The following is a 16,968-nucleotide window of genomic DNA, read 5'->3' as shown; positions in this document are numbered from 1 at the left end:
AGGACATGGTGTTTGCCGACCGACACCGCATGCTGGCCGACTACGTCGGTGGCGGGACCGATCCCGAGGATCCGACCCGCATACTGGCGATGCCCATCGTGCTGCGGATCGAAAAGGCCACGCCACCGCCGCGCCGCGGGCTGTTGGAGGCTGCCGCGCGTGCCGCGGTCCTGTTGTGTCTCGACGAGCGGGTCGACGTCGACCCCGACAGCGCGGTGCCAGGCCCCTGGCATGAACCCGTGCACAGCTGGATGGACGCGCGGATCCGCAAGATCAGCCGTCGGGCTCGGGGAGCGGGTTGGGTTGCGGCCCAAGAGGTCTGGGGCGTGACCGTGGACACCGGCGCCGCTGCGGCCCGGGCCATCGTGCCTTGCCCGGTGGGAGAGGTGGACCGCCGGATCGCCAAGTTGCAGATCAGCGGCACCGAGGTCGACGGTGACCTGTCCGGTGCGTCAGCCGGCGATGCCGAGGATCTGACGTTGTGGGTGAACCCGGGCTTGTCGATGACGGTGGGCAAGTTGGCGGCGCAGGTGGGCCATGCTGCGATGCTGGCGGTAGGCCTCTATGACCCTGACGAGGCGTACCGGTGGTGGGTGGCCGGTGCGCCGCTGCAGGTCACCATGGCCGAGCCGGATCATTGGCGCCGGCTGAGCGCCGCCGACCCGGCCACGGTGGCGGTGGTGCGCGATGCCGGATACACCGAGGTCGCCCCCGGGTCGACGACCGTGATCGCGCGCCGTCGCGATCTCACCGACCTCGATAGGCTGAGCCGATGAGTGAACTCCCGGACTGGGCGACAGGGCTCGACCTACAACCTCACCCTGAGGGTGGGTGGTACCGCGAGACCTGGGCCAGTGACATCGTCCTACCGGAGAGTGTTCTCCCGCAGGGTTATTCGGGTGAGCGAAAGGCGGGGACCGCCATCCTGTTCGTGTTGCCCGCGGGTGCGGAATCGGCTTGGCACACCGTGCGCGGAGCCGAGATCTGGTTGCACCATCGGGGTGGACCGGTCGAGTTGACCCTCGGCGGGGACGGCAGCGCACCGGGGCACGAGACCACCGTCGAACTCGGGCCCGACATCCTCGCCGGACAGCGCCCGCAGCACGTGGTGGGCGCACAGGTGTGGCAACGGGCGCGGGCCACCGAGGAGGCTGCGTTGGTCAGTTGCATCGTGGTGCCCGGCTTCGATTTCGCCGACTTCGCGCTGCTCTGAGTTCGCGGCCGCGGATCGGCACCGTGGTCGCGACACGCCCTCCGTGTCTGCTCGGGTGCTGGCGGTGACCGGCAGTCTGTGGGGCACCATGGGGGCGTGGCCGACACCGATCCTGATCTACTCATCGATTTCACCGACGTTCACCTCGTGCGCGACGGGGGCACTCTGGTGGGGCCGATCACCTGGCAGGTGGAACTCGACGAACGGTGGGTGATCCTGGGACCCAACGGCGCGGGCAAGACGTCGCTGATGCGCATGGCTGCCGCCGAGACCCACCCCACGGCAGGGTCGGCGGTGCTGCTGGGAGAAGTGTTGGGCAGCACCGATGTTCGGGATCTCTCGACCCGCATCGGGGTGACCAGCTCCATGCTCGCCGACCGCATCCCCGACGACGAGTTGGTCACCGATCTGGTCATCTCGGCCGGTTATTCGGTGTTGGGGCGCTGGCGTGAGCAGTACGAGGAGGTCGATCGCGCCCAAGCCGTGGAGACCCTGGAGTCGATGGGCGCCGAACACCTCGCCGACCGGCGGTTCGGGACGCTGTCGGAGGGCGAGCGCAAACGCGTGCTCATCGCCCGGGCGTTGATGACCGACCCGGAACTGCTGCTGCTCGATGAGCCGGCGGCCGGACTCGATCTCGGTGGACGCGAGGAACTGGTGGCGCGCCTGGGTGAGTTGGCGGCCGATCCTGACGCGCCTGCCATCGTGCTCATCACCCATCACGTCGAGGAGATCCCCGAGGGGTTCACCCACGCGTTGCTGCTGGCTGAAGGTGTGGCGGTGGCCTCGGGTCTGCTGCCCGATGTGCTGACCTCGGAGAACCTGTCGACTGCGTTCAGTCAGTCGATCACTCTGGACAGTGTCGACGGTCGGTACTTCGCCCGCCGGACGCGGCGAGCCGGGTCGCATCGTCGGAACCGTCCGTGACCACCCCGGACTTCACGCCGGTCGCCGATCCCGACTCGGTGCCGGTGCGTGACGCGGCCACGGTGGTGCTGATTCGTGACGGCGCCGAGGGCATCGAGGTGTTCACCCTGCAGCGGGTGGCCCAGATGGCGTTCGCGGGTGGGATGACGGTGTTTCCCGGTGGGGGAGTGGACCCCCGTGATGGTGACGCCGACATCAGCTGGGTGGGACCTGAGCCCGGGTGGTGGGCGCACCGGTTCAGCGTGGACGACGACATCGCCGGGCCCAGCGCCGAACGGGCCGGTGGAGTGACGCGTCCGACGGCGACTGCGCAGTCGCTGGTGTGTGCCGCGGTGCGGGAGACTTTCGAGGAGTGTGGGGTGTTGTTGGCCGGGGGCGCCGAGGGGGTACTCACCGACACCGGGCCCTATGCCCCCGCCCGGGCAGCCCTCGTGGACAAGTCGCAGTCGCTCGCCGGGTTCCTGGCCTCCCACGACCTGAGCCTGCGCGCGGACCTGTTGGTCCCGATGGCGCATTGGATCACCCCGATCGGCGAACGTCGCCGCTACGACACCCGATTCTTCCTGGCGGCTTTGCCCGAGGGGCAGCAGGCTGACGACCACACCACCGAAGCCGTTGCTGGGCAGTGGCATCCGGTGGCGGCCCTGCTGAAGCAGTGGCAGGACGGCGAGGTGTTGCTGCTGCCGCCCACCTGGGCGCAACTCGATGATCTGAGCCGATTCGACACCGTCGCGCAGGCGATGACGGCCCCGCGCCTCATCCGCACGGTCATGCCCGAGATCGTTTCCGACGGCAGCGCCTTTCGTATCGAGTTCGACGCCGCCGACCGCTATCACCGACGCTGATCGGCGGTCATTCGTCGGGGTCGTCGGTGGCGATGCCGTCGCGCTCGGCCCACTCCAGCAGCGGGCTCAGATCATGGGCCACATCGTCGATCTCGGCGTGTAGGTCGCCGAGCGCGGCGAACCGCGCGGGCACGGTGGCGATGGTCAGGTCGCGCGGATGGACCGCGTCGATCTCGGCCCAGCTGACCGGCGTGGACACCGTGGCCTCAGGGTTGCCACGCACCGAGTAGGCCGCGGCGATGGTGTGATCGCGGGTGTTCTGGTTGTAGTCGACGAACACGGCGCCGGGGTCACGGTCCTTGCGCCACCAGGTGGTGGTCACCTCGGATGGGTTGCGCCGCTCCACTTCTCGCGCGAACGCCAGCGCGGCGCGGCGAACCTCGCCGAATCCCCAGTCCGGGCGGATGCGGACGTAGATGTGCAACCCGGCCCCGCCCGAGGTCTTCGGGAAACCGCGGATTCCCAGTTCGTCGAGGACCTCGTGGGCGATCGCTGCGGTGCGGCGCACCCGGTCGAAGGAGCAGTCGGGCATCGGGTCGAGATCGATCCGCCACTCGTCGGGCCGTTCGGTGTCCAACCGGCGGGAGTTCCACGGATGGAACTCGACGGTGGACATCTGCACCCCCCAGATCACCGACGCGAGCTCGGTGACGCACAGCTCGTCGGCGGTGCGCCCGAAGCGGGGGAAGTAGATCGACACCGTCTGCAGCCATTGCGGCGCCCCGGCCGGAATCCGTTTCTGGTGCACCTTCGCGCCCGCAACGCCCTTGGGATACCGGTGCAGCATGCAGGGCCGGTCACGTAGCGAGCGCACGATGCCCTCGCCGACCGACAGGTAGTACTGCGCCAGGTCGAGTTTGGTCTCCCCGCGCGCGGGGAAGTACACGCGATCGGGACTCGACAGCCGTATCGTCCGCTCACCGACGTTCAGCTCGACCGGTTCACCGGCAGATGTCGAGGACATGGACTCGACCCTAGGCGAGATGGAGCTGAGTCGACGGCAGACGGTAACCTCCCCACATGCCTGAATTCGTGACGATCGAGACCGACGCCGAGCATCCCGGTGTGGCCACCATCCTGATCAGCCGGCCACCGATGAACGCCCTCAACCGGCAGGTGCAGGCCGAGTTGCTGCAGGCCGCCGCAGCTGTCTCCGAGGATGACTCCGTCAAGGCGGTCGTGGTCTACGGCGGTCCCAAGGTGCTGGCCGCCGGCGCGGACATCAAGGAGATGAACGCGATGTCGTTCGCCGAGATGAGCAAGGTGGCCACCAAGCTGCAGGACGGACTGGGCGCAATCGCCACCATCCCCAAGCCCACGGTCGCCGCGGTGACCGGCTACGCGCTCGGCGGTGGCCTGGAGGTGGCGCTGGGCGCAGACCGCCGGATTGCCGGCGACAATGCCAAGCTCGGTGTGCCCGAGGTGTTGCTCGGCGTCATCCCGGGTGGCGGTGGTACCCAGCGACTTGCCCGTTTGATCGGCCCGTCGAAGGCCAAGGACATGGTGTTCACCGGACGGTTCGTCGGTGCCGCCGAAGCGCTGGAGATCGGGTTGGTCGACCAGGTAGTCGCCCCCGACGAGGTCTACAACGCCGCGGTCGCCTGGGCGTCGCAGTTCTCGGGCGGCGCCAGTGTGGCGCTGGCCGCGGCCAAGGCCGCCATCGACCAGGGCCTCGACACCGACCTGGCCACCGGCCTCAAGATCGAGGCCCAACAGTTCGCCGCACTGTTCGCCAGCGACGATCGCAGCATCGGGATGCAGTCGTTCATCGACAACGGACCGGGCAAGGCCCAGTTCACCGGGAAGTGAGCACCCGTCCGATGACCCCGTTTGATCCCCAGCCGATCGACCCGATCGACGATCCTGCGCCCCACCCGCACGCCACCGCCGACGAGGTGCAGGCCGCCCTCGCCGACACGAAGCTCGCGCAGGTGCTCTACCACGACTGGGAGGCCGAGACCTACGACGAGAAGTGGTCGATCTCTTACGACCAACGCTGCATCGACTACGCCCGGGGACGTTTCGACGCTGCCGGTGCGCATGAGGCGTTGCCCTACGATCGGGCGCTGGAATTGGGGTGTGGCACCGGATTCTTCCTGCTCAACCTGATGCAGGGTGGGGTGGCCACGCGGGGGTCGGTCACCGATCTGTCGCCGGGGATGGTCAAGGTCGCGCTGCGCAACGGCACGAACCTCGGCCTCGATGTCGACGGTCGCGTCGCCGACGCCGAGACGATCCCGTATGAGGACAACACCTTCGACCTGGTGGTGGGACATGCGGTGCTGCACCACATCCCCGACGTCGAGCAGTCGCTGCGCGAGGTGCTGCGCGTGCTCAAGCCAGGGGGGCGTTTCATCTTCGCCGGCGAGCCGTCGACCATCGGCGACTTCTACGCCCGCTGGCTCAGCCGGGCCACGTGGGCGGTGACCACCACGGTCACCAAGCTGGGGCCGCTGCAGTCGTGGCGTCGCCCGCAGGCCGAACTCGACGAGTCCTCGCGCGCGGCCGCATTGGAGGCCGTGGTCGACATCCACACCTTCGACCCCGACGAGTTGGCCGGGTTGGCGCGTAGCGCAGGTGCCTGCGAGGTGTCGACCACCACCGAGGAGTTCACTGCCGCGATGCTGGGCTGGCCGGTACGTACGTTCGAGGCGGCCGTGCCCCCGGAGAAGTTGGGCTGGGGCTGGGCCCGATTCGCGTTCGGTGGTTGGAAGCGCCTCACCTGGCTGGACGAGACTCTGCTGTGCAAGGTGGTCCCCCCGAAGTTCTTCTACAACGTGATCGTCACCGGCCGCAAACCCTGATCCTGCGGTGCCGCCGGACGCGGACTGCCACCGGGCCAGCCGTGCTCAGTCCCGGTTCTTGGCCGGGCGATCGAAGTAGTACACCTCGCCGAGGTTGGTGGCGGTGGCGATCTCACCGCCGGGTGCCACTGCGACACCCGTGGCGAACCCCACCGCGCCCGGCATCGGCAGTGCGCGGCGCGTCGAGCCGTCCTTCGCCGAGACCTCGGTGAGTTCGAGCCGCTGCTCTGGGCCCACCCGCGTCACCGTCCAGGCGGTGGCGGCCGAGGTGAGCGTCGACAGGCTGACGATTTGCAGATCGTTTCGCTGCCAGGCGATCTCGGCTTTCGTGCTGCGGTCACGGATCGCGGTCAGCGGGGCCCCGATGACCCCGGTGGGGATGATCAGGCCGTCCGGGGAGACCGACATCGTCCCGAAGCCATAGGAGCCGATGGCAAAGGACCAGCGCGGCTTTCCGGTGTCGGTGGCCAGGGCGTGGATGTTGCCGATGCGGTCGAAGACGTAAAGGGTGGCCCGATCCGCGGACAGGGTGGGGGTACCGATGACCCCACCGGCGATCGGCGTGGTCCAGGCCGAACGGATGACGCGGGTGCCGCGCACCGTGCCGTACTCCAGGGCCCGCACCTCCGATGCCAGCGAATTCTGGGGCCAGTAGTTGAGATAGAACCGTTCCCGTCGGTCGTCGACGGCGGGACTGGCCGCGATGGGGCAGTTGGGTCGGGCGGTCACGCAGTCGCCCAACCCGGCCTTGGGCTGGTCGGGAAAGGTCTCGGCGCGCAGGACGAGGTCGGGGGCGGCCCGCCGCCCGGTCTGGGTGTTGATCAGCATGAGCTGGCCCTGTGTGGTGGCCACCAGCACCAGCTCCGGAGCGGCGAACTTCGCCGACACCGCGAGCCCGATGGTGGGTACTCGCCACCGCACGGTGCCGCCCGCGTTGTAGGAGTAAAAGGTGCCTGCCTCGCCCAGATAGGTGTTGTCGTACTGGTCGGTGAGCATGGAGTCCAACTCGACCCCGGCACCCATCCGACGACAGATCGTCTTGCGCCCGGCCCGAGGGTCGAAGATGAAGGTGTTGCAGCCGTTGGCCGTTGCCGACGTGACCCCGACGTTGTAACGACCCGAGATGGTCACCGGAGCGGTGATCGGTCCGCCGGTGGGCCGAGACCACGACAGCGTCAGGTCTTTCGGACTGGCAGGGTAGGCGAAGTTGGAGTTGAGGGCGTTGCCGCCGAAGCTCGACCACCCCGCCGCGGCCACCGAACGCACGTCGATCTGACCGTCGGTACACGCCGTGGCCAGAACCGCACCGGCCAGCAACAGCACGGCCCCGCGCCGTCGCCGACCGGTTCCCGACGGGCGCGTCGGCAACTGCGGGATACGGGGCGGCATTGTGCTCCTCCGGGACGTGGTCGGATCGATTGCTGGCGCCGAGCCTATCGCGCCGCACCCACGCCGCCCGGCCCGCCTGCGACGCTCGCCACTAGGGTGAGATCCCATGACGAGCATGTGGAACGCCTCCCTGCGGTCGCGGGTCCGAGCAGGTCGTCGTCGCGATCGGGCGCAGGTGCGCTTCCTGACGCGCGACTCGTTGCGCTGGGTGCTGGCCAACCGCGCGTACACACCCTGGTATCTGGTGCGCTACGCGCGGCTGGCCCGGTTCCGGATGGCCAATCCGCACATCGTGCTGCGCGGCATGGTGTTCCTCGGTCGCAACGTGGAGATCCACGCAACCCCCGAGCTGTCGCGGATGGAGATCGGTCGCTGGGTCCACATCGGGGACGGCAACTCGATTCGCTGCCACGAGGGTTCGCTGAAGATCGGTGACAAAGCGGTGTTCGGGGCGAACAACGTCGTCAACGCTTACCTCGACGTGGAGATCGGCGCATCCACCCTCATCGCGGACTGGTGCTACATCTGCGACTTCGACCACAAGATGGACGACGTCACCACACCCATCAAAGACCAGGGCATCGTCAAGGGGCCGGTGCGCATCGGCCCGGACACGTGGGTGGCCGCGAAGGTGACCGTGCTGCGCAACACGATCGTCGGACGCGGATCGGTGCTGGGGGCGCATGCGGTGGTGCGTGGGGTGATACCCGACTTCTCCATCGCCGTGGGTGCCCCGGCCAAGGTGGTCAAGAACCGGGCGCAGGCCTGGGAGGCCGGTGCCGCCCAGCGCGCGGAACTCGAACGCGCGCTGGCCGACATCGAACGCAAAAAGGCTGCCCAGCACCGTGATTGAGCCAGCTGGGCGGATCAGCGCTTGAAGTAGCCCTGCTCGATCATGAACTCGAACATCTCCTCCAGCGATTCCTTCATCGGGCGGTAGGTGACGCCCAACGCTGATCGGCTCTTGGAGTTGTCCAGGCGCAGCGGCACCCCGATGCCGCGTGAGACGAACCGTCGGTCGCGTCCGACGAACGGAGCCGCGACGACCATGAGGAACTTGGGGAGTGGGGTGCGCGGCAACGGGTACTTCGAGCCGAAGCGTTCGCGCAGGGTCAGACCCAGATCCAGGATCGTGGTGTTCTCAGCTGAGGTGATGTGGCGGCCCGCTGCGTCGGGCCGGAAGGCGGCCGCGATGTGGGCGGTGGCGACATCCCGGACGTCGACGACGCCCAATGCGACCTTGGGGGCACCCAGGCGCATCGTGCCGTCGCCGAGCTGCTTGACGATCGCGAAGCTCTCCGAGGTGGGTCGGCGCTGCATGCCGGGCCCGATCACCAATGACGGGTTGATGACCACCAACGACCAGCGGGACTGGGCCTCGGCGATCTCCCAGGCCTTCTTCTCGGCGAGCGTCTTGGAGTAGTTGTACGGCTCGTAGGTCAGGCTCGCGCTGGTGTTCCAGACGTCCTCGGTCAGCACACCGCCCGGTGCCTCGGCGCCGTCTGCGGCGTCGGTGAAGATGGCGGCCACGGAGCTGGTCAGCACGACCCGGCGGACCGACGGGGTGCGGTTGGCCGACTCCAGGACAGTACGGGTGCCCTCGACGGCGGGGTCGATCAGATCGCGCTGCGGGTCGGTGAAGTCGGAGGTGAACGGCGACGCGGTGTGGAACACCACCGCGCAGCCGGCCATCGCCTCGTCGTAGGAACCGTCGCGCAGCAGGTCGGACCTGAAGTAGGTGATGGTGCCGGGGGCGTCGGCGGCCAGCGCATCCAGGTGGGCGATCTTGTCGGCGTTGGCAGGATCACGCACGGCGGCATGCACCGTGGCGCCTGCATCGAGCAGCTCTTTGATGATCCAACCCGCCACATATCCGGTGGCGCCGGTGACGAGGACGGGCGATGAGGTGTCGATCTCGGTGGTCATGCAGCCAAACCTAGTCTGCGCGCCGCGCCGCGGCCCGCGTCGGGCGAGCTCAGGTCGCGAGGTCGCGGTCGGGTAGTGGCCGCTCGATGATGTGCGGACGCCCGATGGGATGGCGTATCCGGCGTTTGGCGGCCAGGTAGACCCCGGCGGTGCGTTCGGCCACCAGCGGCCAGCTGAACTCCTCGGTCAACCGGGCCCGCGCCTGCCGGGCCCGCCTGGCCGCGGCGGTCGGATCGCCCACCACCCCGCACACTGCGGCGGTCAGCCCGGCCACGTCGCCGGGGGCGAAGTTCAGTCCGGTGATCCCGTCGGTGACCGCCTCGCCCAGACCGCCCGCGGTGGAGGTGACCAGGGGAGCGCCGGTCGCCGCCGCCTCCAGCGCCACGATGCCGAAAGGCTCGTAGCGGCTCGGCAGCACGATCGCGTCGCAGCCGTGCATGAGCTCGACGAGCTGGTGGTGGCCCACCGCACCCACGAACCGCACTGCCCGCGCGACCCGATGCTTTCGCGTCAGCTCCCGCAGCCACTGTTCCTGGGTGCCGTCGCCGGCGATGGTGAGAGTCGTCCCGGGGTGATCGCGCCGGATCCGGGGTAGGGCGGCGATCAGGTCTTGGATGCCCTTCTCGTACTCGAGGCGCCCGGCGTAGAGCAGTGACGGTGCCTGCGAACCGCCGCGCCGCTGCGCGAACGGCCAGGTGGAGAGGTCGATGCCGTTGTGGATGGTGTGGATCTCGGCGATGTCGGGTCCGAAGAGTCGGCTCACCTCGTCGTGCATGGACGTCGAGCACGCGATGAGGGCGTCGGCTTCGGCTGCCAACCACCACTCGACGGAATGGACCTGCTTGTTGATGACACCGCTCACCCAACCGCTGTGGCGACCGGCTTCGGTGGCGTGGATGGTGGCCACCAACGGCACGTCGTAGAACTCGGCCAGGGCGATTGCGGGATGTGCCACCAGCCAGTCGTGAGCGTGCACAACGTCAGGCACCCAGGGCACCCCGGTGGGATCGGTGATCCGCCAGCCGGCTCGGATCATGCTGTGCCCCATGGCCAATGTCCACGCCATCAGGTCGCTGCCGAAGTCGAAGGCGGGTGGATCCTCGGCCACGGCGATCACCCGCACGCCGTCGACGAGGCGATCGTCGGTGGGGTGGGTCAGCGCGTCGGTCCCGGTGGGGCGGCGGCTGAGGACCACCACCTCGTGGTCGGCGCGGGCGGCCAGGGCCACGGCGAGATGGTGCACGTGGCGGCCCAGTCCGCCCACCACGACCGGCGGGTACTCCCACGACACGATGAGGATCCTCATCGGGTGTACCCGGGATCGAGGCGTCGGGCGTCGAGAGCGCCGAACAGGTTGTCGGCCCGCTGCCAGCCCTGCGCGAGTCGGCGGGCCTGGCCGTCGCGTCCGCGGTCGGCCGCGGCGCAGATCTCGCGGGTGGCGTGGGCATGGGTGAAGGCCCGATCGCGGGCGTACTGAGCAGCGGACTCCTTGGAGACCATGAACGCCCAATCCGAGGACACCGTCAGCAGGGCCTCGCGAATGATCTGATCCGACACGGGGTCCCGGACGCCGTCGGTGTGGACGAGCCGTTTGGCGACGGTGTCGAGTGCCGTGGAGACCACCTCGGAGTTCACGGCGACCAGATCGGCCACCTGTGGTCCGTCCCATACCCGCCAGTCCTTGCCCGAACCCCAGGACGAGGGACCCAGATCGACTGTGCCGGAAACGAATCCACCAGCCCGCGCATCGGCCAGGGTGCCCACCTGTACGCCTGCCTCCGGGAGTCGACGCAACACCGCGTCCAGCCACTGCGGTCCCTCGAACCACCAGTGGCCGAACAGTTCGGTGTCGAACGCTGCGACGACCAGTGCGGGTCGGCCGATACGGGCGGACTGTTCGATCAGCCGTCGTCGCACGCGGTCGACGAAGTCTTCGACATGGTTTGTCAGCGCGGACCGTGCGCGGTCAGGGTCATACGGTGCCTTGTCGGGTCCGGCCACGCCGCGGCCGGTGACCCGCGCGGGTTTGAGCCCGTGGTCGTGATCGTAGGTGTGGAAGTCGCGGTAGGCCGCGTGTCCGGGGTACCCCGATCTCGGCGACCACACCCGGTAGCTGATCTCCAGATCACGACCGAACGCCACCACGTCCCCAGACACCGTCGCCCCCATCGCGGTCTCGCCGCGCAGCGCGGGCCCGTCGACCATGAAGTGGGTGATGCCCGCAGCCGCGTACTCTTCGCCCATGCCCGGGGCGTAGGCGCACTCCGGTGCCCAGATGCCCTGGGGCGCATCGCCGATGCGCAAGGCGGTGTCGGCCAGGCCCTCGGTGAGGGTGAACCGTCGCAGGCGCGGATCGAGCAGTGGTCCGAATGAATGGGCCAGCGGCCCGCCGAGCAGCTCGATGGTCGCCGAATCCACGAGGGATCGCAGTGCCGCCGAACCTCCATGGCGCCAATGGGTCTCGAAGTCGGCCAGCGCGTGCTCGGCCGCCCGGAACTCCCGTGCGCCCAGCGCAGCGCAATGCGGTCGCCGGGCCAGCGCGGCCTCCTGGGCGCGCAACTGCCACGACGCCAACCACTCGAACATCGACGCGCCGCAGTGTGGGTCGTCGAGTTGAGCGGCCAGAACCGGGGTGACTCCTAGGCTCATGCAGTGCGAGTAGCCGTCGTCGGCCAGGCCGCGCAACACCTCGAACACCGGCTGATACGAGCCCGCCCACGATTGGTACAGCCACTCCTCACCGACCGGCCATCTGCCGTGGTTGGCCAACCACGGCAGATGGGAGTGCAGGACGAGGGTGAACTGGCCGGGGACTGCCCGAACGGTCATCGCGCCCCGATTGCCGTGATGGGGTGGCAACCGATGCCCGCTGCCACGGCTGGGTCGCGACCGATGCGCGCACGCGACCTCACACCAACTCCGCCACGGCCAACAGGTCCAGGCTGGCGTCGATCTGCTCGGCGTGGATCTCGAAGTCGTCGGAGCGGATGGTCGCCACGTCGGCGGTCAACGTCGCCGGCCACGGCTCACCGTCGAGCGCCCGTTGGATCTGCGCGTCGATGAACGAGCCGCCCCACCGCTTGTCCAGCGCACGCAGCACCGGTCCGTGATGTATACCGAGCATCTCGGCGACCCGGAAACCGCCGTCGGTCAACAACTGCTGGAGCTCTGATGCTGCGAGCTCGCGGGTGTGGAACGGGTTGAGTGGGGTGTCGCGGCCCGGAGAGAAGGTGATCCGGTTGGGTGTGCTGATCAGCAGCACCCCGCCCGGTCGCAGCACGCGGGCGCACTCGGCCACGAACGCGGCCTGATCCCACAGGTGCTCGATGACCTGGAAGTTGACCACCACCTCGACGCTGTCGTCGGCCAGTGGCAGATCGACGAGGTTGCCCTGGTGCACGGTCACCGACGGGTATCGCGCGCGGGTGTGGGCCACGGCGGTGGCGTCGTAATCGACGCACACGACATCGGTGGCCACCGAACTGATCAGGTGGGCGCCGTAGCCCTCACCCGAGCCCGCCTCGAGCACCGACCGGCCCACGCAGCGTTGCAGCACGTGGTGGTAGGCCACCTCATGCCGACGAAACCAGTAGTTCTCCTCGGCGATCCCGGGCACCGTGCGCTCGCCGGTGAGTGCGAGGGTGGGCACCGATTCGACCGGCCCGGAGGCGCAGCCCGGCCCGGAGTCGCCGATCGGTTCGGTCACCACACCCCGCTCGGTGTGGTGCGAACCGTCGGTTGCGTTGGTCATCCCGAAGAGCCTAGTGGGTGGGGTGATGCCGGGATTCCGTTCATGCGCCTCGGTGCCCCGAGGGACTGTGTGACGCAACTCATCGGGCCTGTGCCCACCAGGTCTGACGTGGGGTTCTACCGAGGCTCGAGGAGAGCTACAGTGGAAGAGAGGGTTTACCTTACTGGCCGGTAAGTTTACGGTTGGTTCACAGATTCCGAGCGGAGGTCGATGAGGACCATGACGAACATCGTCGTACTGATCAAGCAGGTTCCGGACACCTGGTCTGAGCGCAAGCTCTCCGATGGCGACTACACGCTGGACCGTGAGGCGGCTGACGCCGTGCTCGACGAGATCAACGAGCGAGCCGTCGAGGAAGCGCTGCAGATCAAAGAAGCCAACGGTGGCGAGGTGACCGTCCTGTCGGCCGGTCCCGAGCGCACCACCGACGCCATCCGCAAAGCGTTGTCGATGGGGGCCGATCGCGCCATCCACATCAAGGACGACCTGATGCACGGCTCGGATGCCGTTCAGACCTCCTACGTTCTGGCGCGTGCGCTGGGCACCGTCGAGGGCGTCGAGCTCGTCATCGCCGGCAACGAGGCGACTGATGGTCGTTCCGGTGCCGTCCCGGCGATGATCGCCGAGTACCTGGAGCTGCCGCACCTGACCCATCTGCGCAAGCTGACCATCGAGGGCGAGCGTCTGATCGGGGAGCGCGAGACCGACGAGGGCATCACCCACGTGGAGTCGCAGCTGCCCGCGATCGTGAGCGTGAACGAGAAGATCAACGAGCCGCGCTTCCCGTCCTTCAAGGGCATCATGGCCGCAAAGAAGAAGGAAGTCCAGGTCGTGACCCTGGCCGAGATCGGAGTCGAGCCGTCGGATGTGGGCTTGGAGAACGCCGGCTCCTCGGTTCTGACATCGGTTCCCAAGCCGCCCAAGACCGCCGGTGAGCGCATCACCGACGAGGGTGACGGTGGAACCAAGGTCGCCGAGTTCCTCGTCGGCCAGAAGATCATCTGACCCGGCCACACGAGACATCGAGAAGGAGCGAACAAACATGGCTGAAGTACTGGTTCTCGCCGAGCTCGACGCTGAAGGTGGCCTGAAGAAGGTCACCGGCGAGCTCATCACCGCTGCACGCGCGATCGGCTCGCCGTCGGTTGTCGTCGCGGGCAAGCCCGGGACGGCCGACCCGTTGATCGGTGGCCTCACCGAACTCGGCGCCGAGAAGATCTATGTGGCCGAATCCGACGACGTCGACGGCTACCTGATCAGCCCGAAGGTCGACATCCTGGCCGCAGTCGCCGAGCAGGCGTCCCCGGCTGGTGTGGTGGTCGCAGCCACTGCCGACGGCAAGGAGATCTCCGGCCGTCTGGCCGTACGGCTGGGTTCGGGCATCCTCACCGACATCGTCGGCATCAAGGACGACGGCACTGGGATCCACTCGATCTTCGGCGGCGCATTCACTGTCGACGCCAAGGCCAAGGGTGCGGTGCCCGTGTACTCGATCCGCCCCGGTGGCGTGGAGGCAGCGCCGCAGGCCGGTGCGGGTGAGCGTGTCGACGTGGCCGTTCCGGCTCCGGCCGGCAACGCCGTCAAGGTCACCAAGGTCGAGCCCATCGTCGGCGGTGACCGCCCCGAGCTGACCGAGGCCTCGATCGTGGTCTCCGGCGGCCGCGGTGTGGGCAGCGCCGAGAAGTTCTCGGTCGTCGAAGAGCTGGCCGACTCGCTGGGTGCCGCCGTCGGCGCGTCGCGTGCCGCGGTCGACTCCGGCTACTACCCGGGTCAGTTCCAGGTCGGCCAGACCGGCAAGACGGTGTCGCCGCAGCTGTACGTCGCGCTGGGGATCTCCGGTGCCATCCAGCACCGGGCCGGTATGCAGACCTCGAAGACCATCGTCGCAGTCAACAAGGACGAGGAAGCTCCCATCTTCGAAATCGCCGACTACGGGGTGGTGGGTGACCTGTTCGAGGTGGCCCCGCAGCTTGCCGAGGCGGTCAAGGCGCGCAAGTGACCGTTACCGTGTGACCGCAGGCCGCACGGCCTGCCCACTGGACGATTCATCCAACCGACCCCCGGAGATCACTCTCCGGGGGTCGGTTGTTTTTGTGGTTGGTTCCTGCGACATACCCGTGTCGAGTGTCATTCACCCAGCTCAGGGCTGTTCACGAGGTCTCCATCGACACGTCACACAGCGTGCGCGGCATAGTTCGATCCGGCCGTTACACCTGTGGCCATGACCAACTCGATCGTGTCACCCCCACCCAGGATCCAGGCGCCGGCGCGCCCGCTGCTCGCGGGCCCCGTTTATCACCTCGTGGTGTCGAACACCGCTGCCGACATCGAGGCCGCGCAGCGTCTGCGCTACCGGGTGTTCGCCGAGGAGCCCGGCTTCGGGTCGGCGATGTCGGCGGTCACCGACGGCCGAGACGCCGATCGGTTCGACGAACACTGCGACCACATCCTGGTGCGACACAACCTCACCGAGGAGGTGGTCGGGTGCTACCGCATGTTGCCTCCGCCCGGAGCGGCGGCGACCGGCGGCCTGTACACGGCCACCGAGTTCGATCTCGGCGAACTGGCGGGGTTCGCCTCGCAGACCGTGGAGATGGGACGCGCGTGTGTCGAGTCGGCTCACCGGTCCGGTTCGGTGATGGCGTTGATGTGGGCGGGCATCCTGCGCTACCTCGACGCCACCGGCTATCGCTACGTGCTCGGCTGCACCTCGGTGCCGGTGTGCGCCGACGTCGACGACGTCCCCGGTGCCACCATTCGCGGCGTACGTGACCTGGTCCGTAATCGCCATCGTGCACCCTGGCAGGCCTTCCCCTATCGGCACGTGGTCATCGACGGCCGCCGGCTCGACGACATCGAGCCGCCGGCCGCGGTGGTGGTGCCGGGCCTGCTGCGGGGGTACCTCCGCTTGGGTGCGCAGATCTGCGGTGAACCCGCCCACGACATCGACTTCGGGGTCGGCGACTTTGTCACCGTGCTCGACAAGACCGCCGCCAACCAGCGCTACCTGCAGCGCCTGCGCTCGGCGGCCGACGCCGCCCAGCGATACGACCCCGCCCAGCGATACGACCCCGCCCAGCTCGGCTGACCCTCGCTTCGTTCGCACCCGAGCGCCCAGGTGTCCACCGTGATCGAGAGGACCGACATGACCCCACTGACCTCAGTCTCGGGCTCAGCCGCCGATGTGGCGCCACCGCGGCATCCGTGGTTTCCCATCAGCACCTGCGATGCAGGCTGCATCGGCGCTCATCCGTCGGTGAGTCCGGTCCGGATGCTGGGGCGGATCCTGCGGTTCGGGGTGACCGCGCTCGGCCTGCTGGCCGTGGGGTCGGCGATGGTGGTGGCGCCACGCCCGGTTCGTCGACGTTTCGCCCGGATGGCTGCGCGTGCGCTGCTGGCATCGTTGGGTATCGCTCTGCAGATCGACGACCGACGTCCCTACGCGGGGCGGGGAGCGGGGTTGATCGTGGCCAACCACACCTCGTTCCTCGACATCCTGGCCGTCGCGGCGGTGATACCGGCTCGATTCGTCGCCAAGGCCGAACTGCTGACGTGGCCGGGCGTGGGAACGCTGGCTCGGCGGGTCGGGGTGATCGGGTTGCGTCGGGAATCGTTGCGCGACCTGCCCGACACCATCGCGGCGATGGTCGACCGGCTGCATCGCGACGATGCGGTGGGCGTCTTCCCAGAGGGCACCACCTACTGCGGGCGGACTGCGGGGACGTTCACCCCGGCCACCTTCGAGGCGGCGGTGACCGCCCGCTCGTCGGTCATCCCGATGCACGTCGGATACCACTGCGCCGACGGGGACGTGTGCACCCAGGCCAGCTTCATCGGCGGCGACGATCTACTGGACACGATGCGCAGGGTGATCCGATCTGCTGGGCTGACGGTTCGGGTGCGGGTTCACGAGACCCAGCTGCCCGGTGAGGATCGTCGCGCGCTGGCCGCACGGTGTGAACGGTTGGTGTTCGCATCTGCGAACGAGCACGTGACCACCGATACCGGCGCCGGTGGAACTCGCACCGTCGGCTCCGTGACCGAGCACCCGTCGGTCGTGATCGATCACGCCGAGCTGCGGCTGGCCGGGTGACCTGTCGCCGGTTCGGTCGC

17 protein-coding genes are annotated in these 16,968 nt (G+C 68.4%); 11 read left to right on the top strand and 6 right to left on the bottom strand.

From position 1 onward, the window contains the following. The first annotated feature begins 5 nt into the window (after positions 1–5). The 4 genes from KIK15_RS01710 (at position 6) to KIK15_RS01695 (ending at position 2,985) form a co-directional block, all read left to right on the top strand. Complete coding sequence (locus KIK15_RS01710; protein WP_214242431.1) at positions 6–776, top strand: aminoacyl-tRNA hydrolase; 771 nt, start codon at positions 6–8, stop codon at positions 774–776. After that, the gene (locus KIK15_RS01705) at positions 773–1,213 is read left to right on the top strand and encodes a cupin domain-containing protein (protein ID WP_214242430.1); all 441 of its coding nucleotides are present in this window, start codon (positions 773–775) and stop codon (positions 1,211–1,213) included. The genes KIK15_RS01710 and KIK15_RS01705 overlap by 4 nt, the downstream gene beginning before the upstream one ends. 96 nt (positions 1,214–1,309) lie before the next feature. Beyond that, the gene (locus tag KIK15_RS01700) at positions 1,310–2,140 is read left to right on the top strand and encodes an ABC transporter ATP-binding protein (protein WP_214242429.1); all 831 of its coding nucleotides are present in this window, start codon (positions 1,310–1,312) and stop codon (positions 2,138–2,140) included. Then, positions 2,137–2,985: an NUDIX hydrolase gene (locus tag KIK15_RS01695; RefSeq protein WP_214242428.1), complete on the top strand. Its 849-nt coding sequence runs from the start codon at positions 2,137–2,139 to the stop codon at positions 2,983–2,985. The genes KIK15_RS01700 and KIK15_RS01695 overlap by 4 nt, the downstream gene beginning before the upstream one ends. A 7-nt stretch (positions 2,986–2,992) precedes the next feature. On the opposite strand, the gene ligD is transcribed toward KIK15_RS01695, so the two are convergent. Continuing rightward, positions 2,993–3,949 (bottom strand): non-homologous end-joining DNA ligase, encoded by a 957-nt coding sequence (ligD, locus tag KIK15_RS01690; RefSeq protein WP_214242427.1) that lies wholly within the window; start codon positions 3,947–3,949, stop codon positions 2,993–2,995. Positions 3,950–4,005: 56 nt separating this feature from the next. On the opposite strand from ligD, the gene KIK15_RS01685 reads away from it, so the two are divergent. Then, the gene (locus KIK15_RS01685; protein ID WP_214242426.1) at positions 4,006–4,794 is read left to right on the top strand and encodes an enoyl-CoA hydratase/isomerase family protein; all 789 of its coding nucleotides are present in this window, start codon (positions 4,006–4,008) and stop codon (positions 4,792–4,794) included. An 11-nt stretch (positions 4,795–4,805) separates the two neighbouring features. Continuing rightward, positions 4,806–5,789 (top strand): class I SAM-dependent methyltransferase, encoded by a 984-nt coding sequence (locus KIK15_RS01680; protein WP_214242425.1) that lies wholly within the window; start codon positions 4,806–4,808, stop codon positions 5,787–5,789. A gap of 45 nt (positions 5,790–5,834) precedes the next feature. Here KIK15_RS01680 and KIK15_RS01675 read toward each other — a convergent pair whose 3' ends face one another. Continuing rightward, entirely contained in the window at positions 5,835–7,178 is a 1,344-nt protein-coding gene (locus KIK15_RS01675) for a PQQ-binding-like beta-propeller repeat protein (protein WP_214242424.1), read from the bottom strand. Positions 7,179–7,284: 106 nt separating this feature from the next. On the opposite strand from KIK15_RS01675, the gene KIK15_RS01670 reads away from it, so the two are divergent. Continuing rightward, on the top strand, positions 7,285–8,031 hold the full coding sequence (locus KIK15_RS01670) for an acyltransferase (protein ID WP_214242423.1): 747 nt from the start codon (positions 7,285–7,287) through the stop codon (positions 8,029–8,031). 14 nt (positions 8,032–8,045) lie between these two features. Here KIK15_RS01670 and KIK15_RS01665 read toward each other — a convergent pair whose 3' ends face one another. The 4 genes from KIK15_RS01665 to KIK15_RS01650 form a co-directional block, all read right to left on the bottom strand. Next, positions 8,046–9,104, bottom strand: a complete 1,059-nt coding sequence (locus KIK15_RS01665) for an NAD-dependent epimerase/dehydratase family protein (protein ID WP_214242422.1) — start codon at positions 9,102–9,104, stop codon at positions 8,046–8,048. A 49-nt stretch (positions 9,105–9,153) separates the two neighbouring features. Continuing rightward, positions 9,154–10,410 carry a glycosyltransferase family 4 protein gene (locus KIK15_RS01660; RefSeq protein ID WP_214242421.1) on the bottom strand — a complete coding sequence of 419 codons (1,257 nt, stop codon included), beginning with the start codon at positions 10,408–10,410 and terminating at the stop codon, positions 9,154–9,156. Next, positions 10,407–11,933, bottom strand: coding sequence for a glycoside hydrolase family 57 protein (locus tag KIK15_RS01655; protein ID WP_214242419.1), 1,527 nt, complete (start codon positions 11,931–11,933; stop codon positions 10,407–10,409). The genes KIK15_RS01660 and KIK15_RS01655 overlap by 4 nt, the downstream gene beginning before the upstream one ends. A 79-nt stretch (positions 11,934–12,012) precedes the next feature. Further along, complete coding sequence (locus tag KIK15_RS01650; protein WP_214242418.1) at positions 12,013–12,855, bottom strand: methyltransferase domain-containing protein; 843 nt, start codon at positions 12,853–12,855, stop codon at positions 12,013–12,015. 219 nt (positions 12,856–13,074) lie between these two features. Here KIK15_RS01650 and KIK15_RS01645 point away from each other — a divergent pair, with 219 nt between their 5' ends. The 4 genes from KIK15_RS01645 (at position 13,075) to KIK15_RS01630 (ending at position 16,948) form a co-directional block, all read left to right on the top strand. Then, the gene (locus KIK15_RS01645; RefSeq protein ID WP_214242417.1) at positions 13,075–13,860 is read left to right on the top strand and encodes an electron transfer flavoprotein subunit beta/FixA family protein; all 786 of its coding nucleotides are present in this window, start codon (positions 13,075–13,077) and stop codon (positions 13,858–13,860) included. 37 nt (positions 13,861–13,897) lie between these two features. Further along, positions 13,898–14,854, top strand: a complete 957-nt coding sequence (locus KIK15_RS01640; RefSeq protein ID WP_214242416.1) for an electron transfer flavoprotein subunit alpha/FixB family protein — start codon at positions 13,898–13,900, stop codon at positions 14,852–14,854. Between the two features lie 222 nt (positions 14,855–15,076). Further along, entirely contained in the window at positions 15,077–15,943 is an 867-nt protein-coding gene (locus tag KIK15_RS01635; protein WP_214242415.1) for a GNAT family N-acetyltransferase, read from the top strand. 57 nt (positions 15,944–16,000) lie between these two features. After that, positions 16,001–16,948 carry a 1-acyl-sn-glycerol-3-phosphate acyltransferase gene (locus KIK15_RS01630; RefSeq protein ID WP_214242414.1) on the top strand — a complete coding sequence of 316 codons (948 nt, stop codon included), beginning with the start codon at positions 16,001–16,003 and terminating at the stop codon, positions 16,946–16,948. Positions 16,949–16,968 lie beyond the last annotated feature (20 nt).

Source organism: Williamsia sp. CHRR-6 (assembly GCF_018474015.1).
Lineage (GTDB): Bacteria > Actinomycetota > Actinomycetes > Mycobacteriales > Mycobacteriaceae > Williamsia_A.
The sequence above is the reverse complement of the archived record's forward strand: the minus strand, read 5'-3'. Positions and strand labels throughout refer to the sequence as shown.

Bases quoted from the DNA above. Each gene is read 5' to 3' on its own strand.
- KIK15_RS01635 (WP_214242415.1), top strand. From the start codon at position 15,077: ATGACCAACTCGATCGTGTCACCCCCACCCAGGATCCAGGCGCCGGCG.
- KIK15_RS01680 (WP_214242425.1), top strand. From the start codon at position 4,806: ATGACCCCGTTTGATCCCCAGCCGATCGACCCGATCGACGATCCTGCG.
- KIK15_RS01660 (WP_214242421.1), bottom strand. From the start codon at position 10,410: ATGAGGATCCTCATCGTGTCGTGGGAGTACCCGCCGGTCGTGGTGGGC.
- KIK15_RS01665 (WP_214242422.1), bottom strand. From the start codon at position 9,104: ATGACCACCGAGATCGACACCTCATCGCCCGTCCTCGTCACCGGCGCC.
- KIK15_RS01670 (WP_214242423.1), top strand. From the start codon at position 7,285: ATGACGAGCATGTGGAACGCCTCCCTGCGGTCGCGGGTCCGAGCAGGT.
- KIK15_RS01675 (WP_214242424.1), bottom strand. From the start codon at position 7,178: ATGCCGCCCCGTATCCCGCAGTTGCCGACGCGCCCGTCGGGAACCGGT.
- KIK15_RS01705 (WP_214242430.1), top strand. From the start codon at position 773: ATGAGTGAACTCCCGGACTGGGCGACAGGGCTCGACCTACAACCTCAC.
- KIK15_RS01710 (WP_214242431.1), top strand. From the start codon at position 6: ATGGTGTTTGCCGACCGACACCGCATGCTGGCCGACTACGTCGGTGGC.
- KIK15_RS01650 (WP_214242418.1), bottom strand. From the start codon at position 12,855: ATGACCAACGCAACCGACGGTTCGCACCACACCGAGCGGGGTGTGGTG.
- KIK15_RS01685 (WP_214242426.1), top strand. From the start codon at position 4,006: ATGCCTGAATTCGTGACGATCGAGACCGACGCCGAGCATCCCGGTGTG.
- ligD (WP_214242427.1), bottom strand. From the start codon at position 3,949: ATGTCCTCGACATCTGCCGGTGAACCGGTCGAGCTGAACGTCGGTGAG.
- KIK15_RS01645 (WP_214242417.1), top strand. From the start codon at position 13,075: ATGACGAACATCGTCGTACTGATCAAGCAGGTTCCGGACACCTGGTCT.
- KIK15_RS01640 (WP_214242416.1), top strand. From the start codon at position 13,898: ATGGCTGAAGTACTGGTTCTCGCCGAGCTCGACGCTGAAGGTGGCCTG.
- KIK15_RS01655 (WP_214242419.1), bottom strand. From the start codon at position 11,933: ATGACCGTTCGGGCAGTCCCCGGCCAGTTCACCCTCGTCCTGCACTCC.
- KIK15_RS01630 (WP_214242414.1), top strand. From the start codon at position 16,001: ATGACCCCACTGACCTCAGTCTCGGGCTCAGCCGCCGATGTGGCGCCA.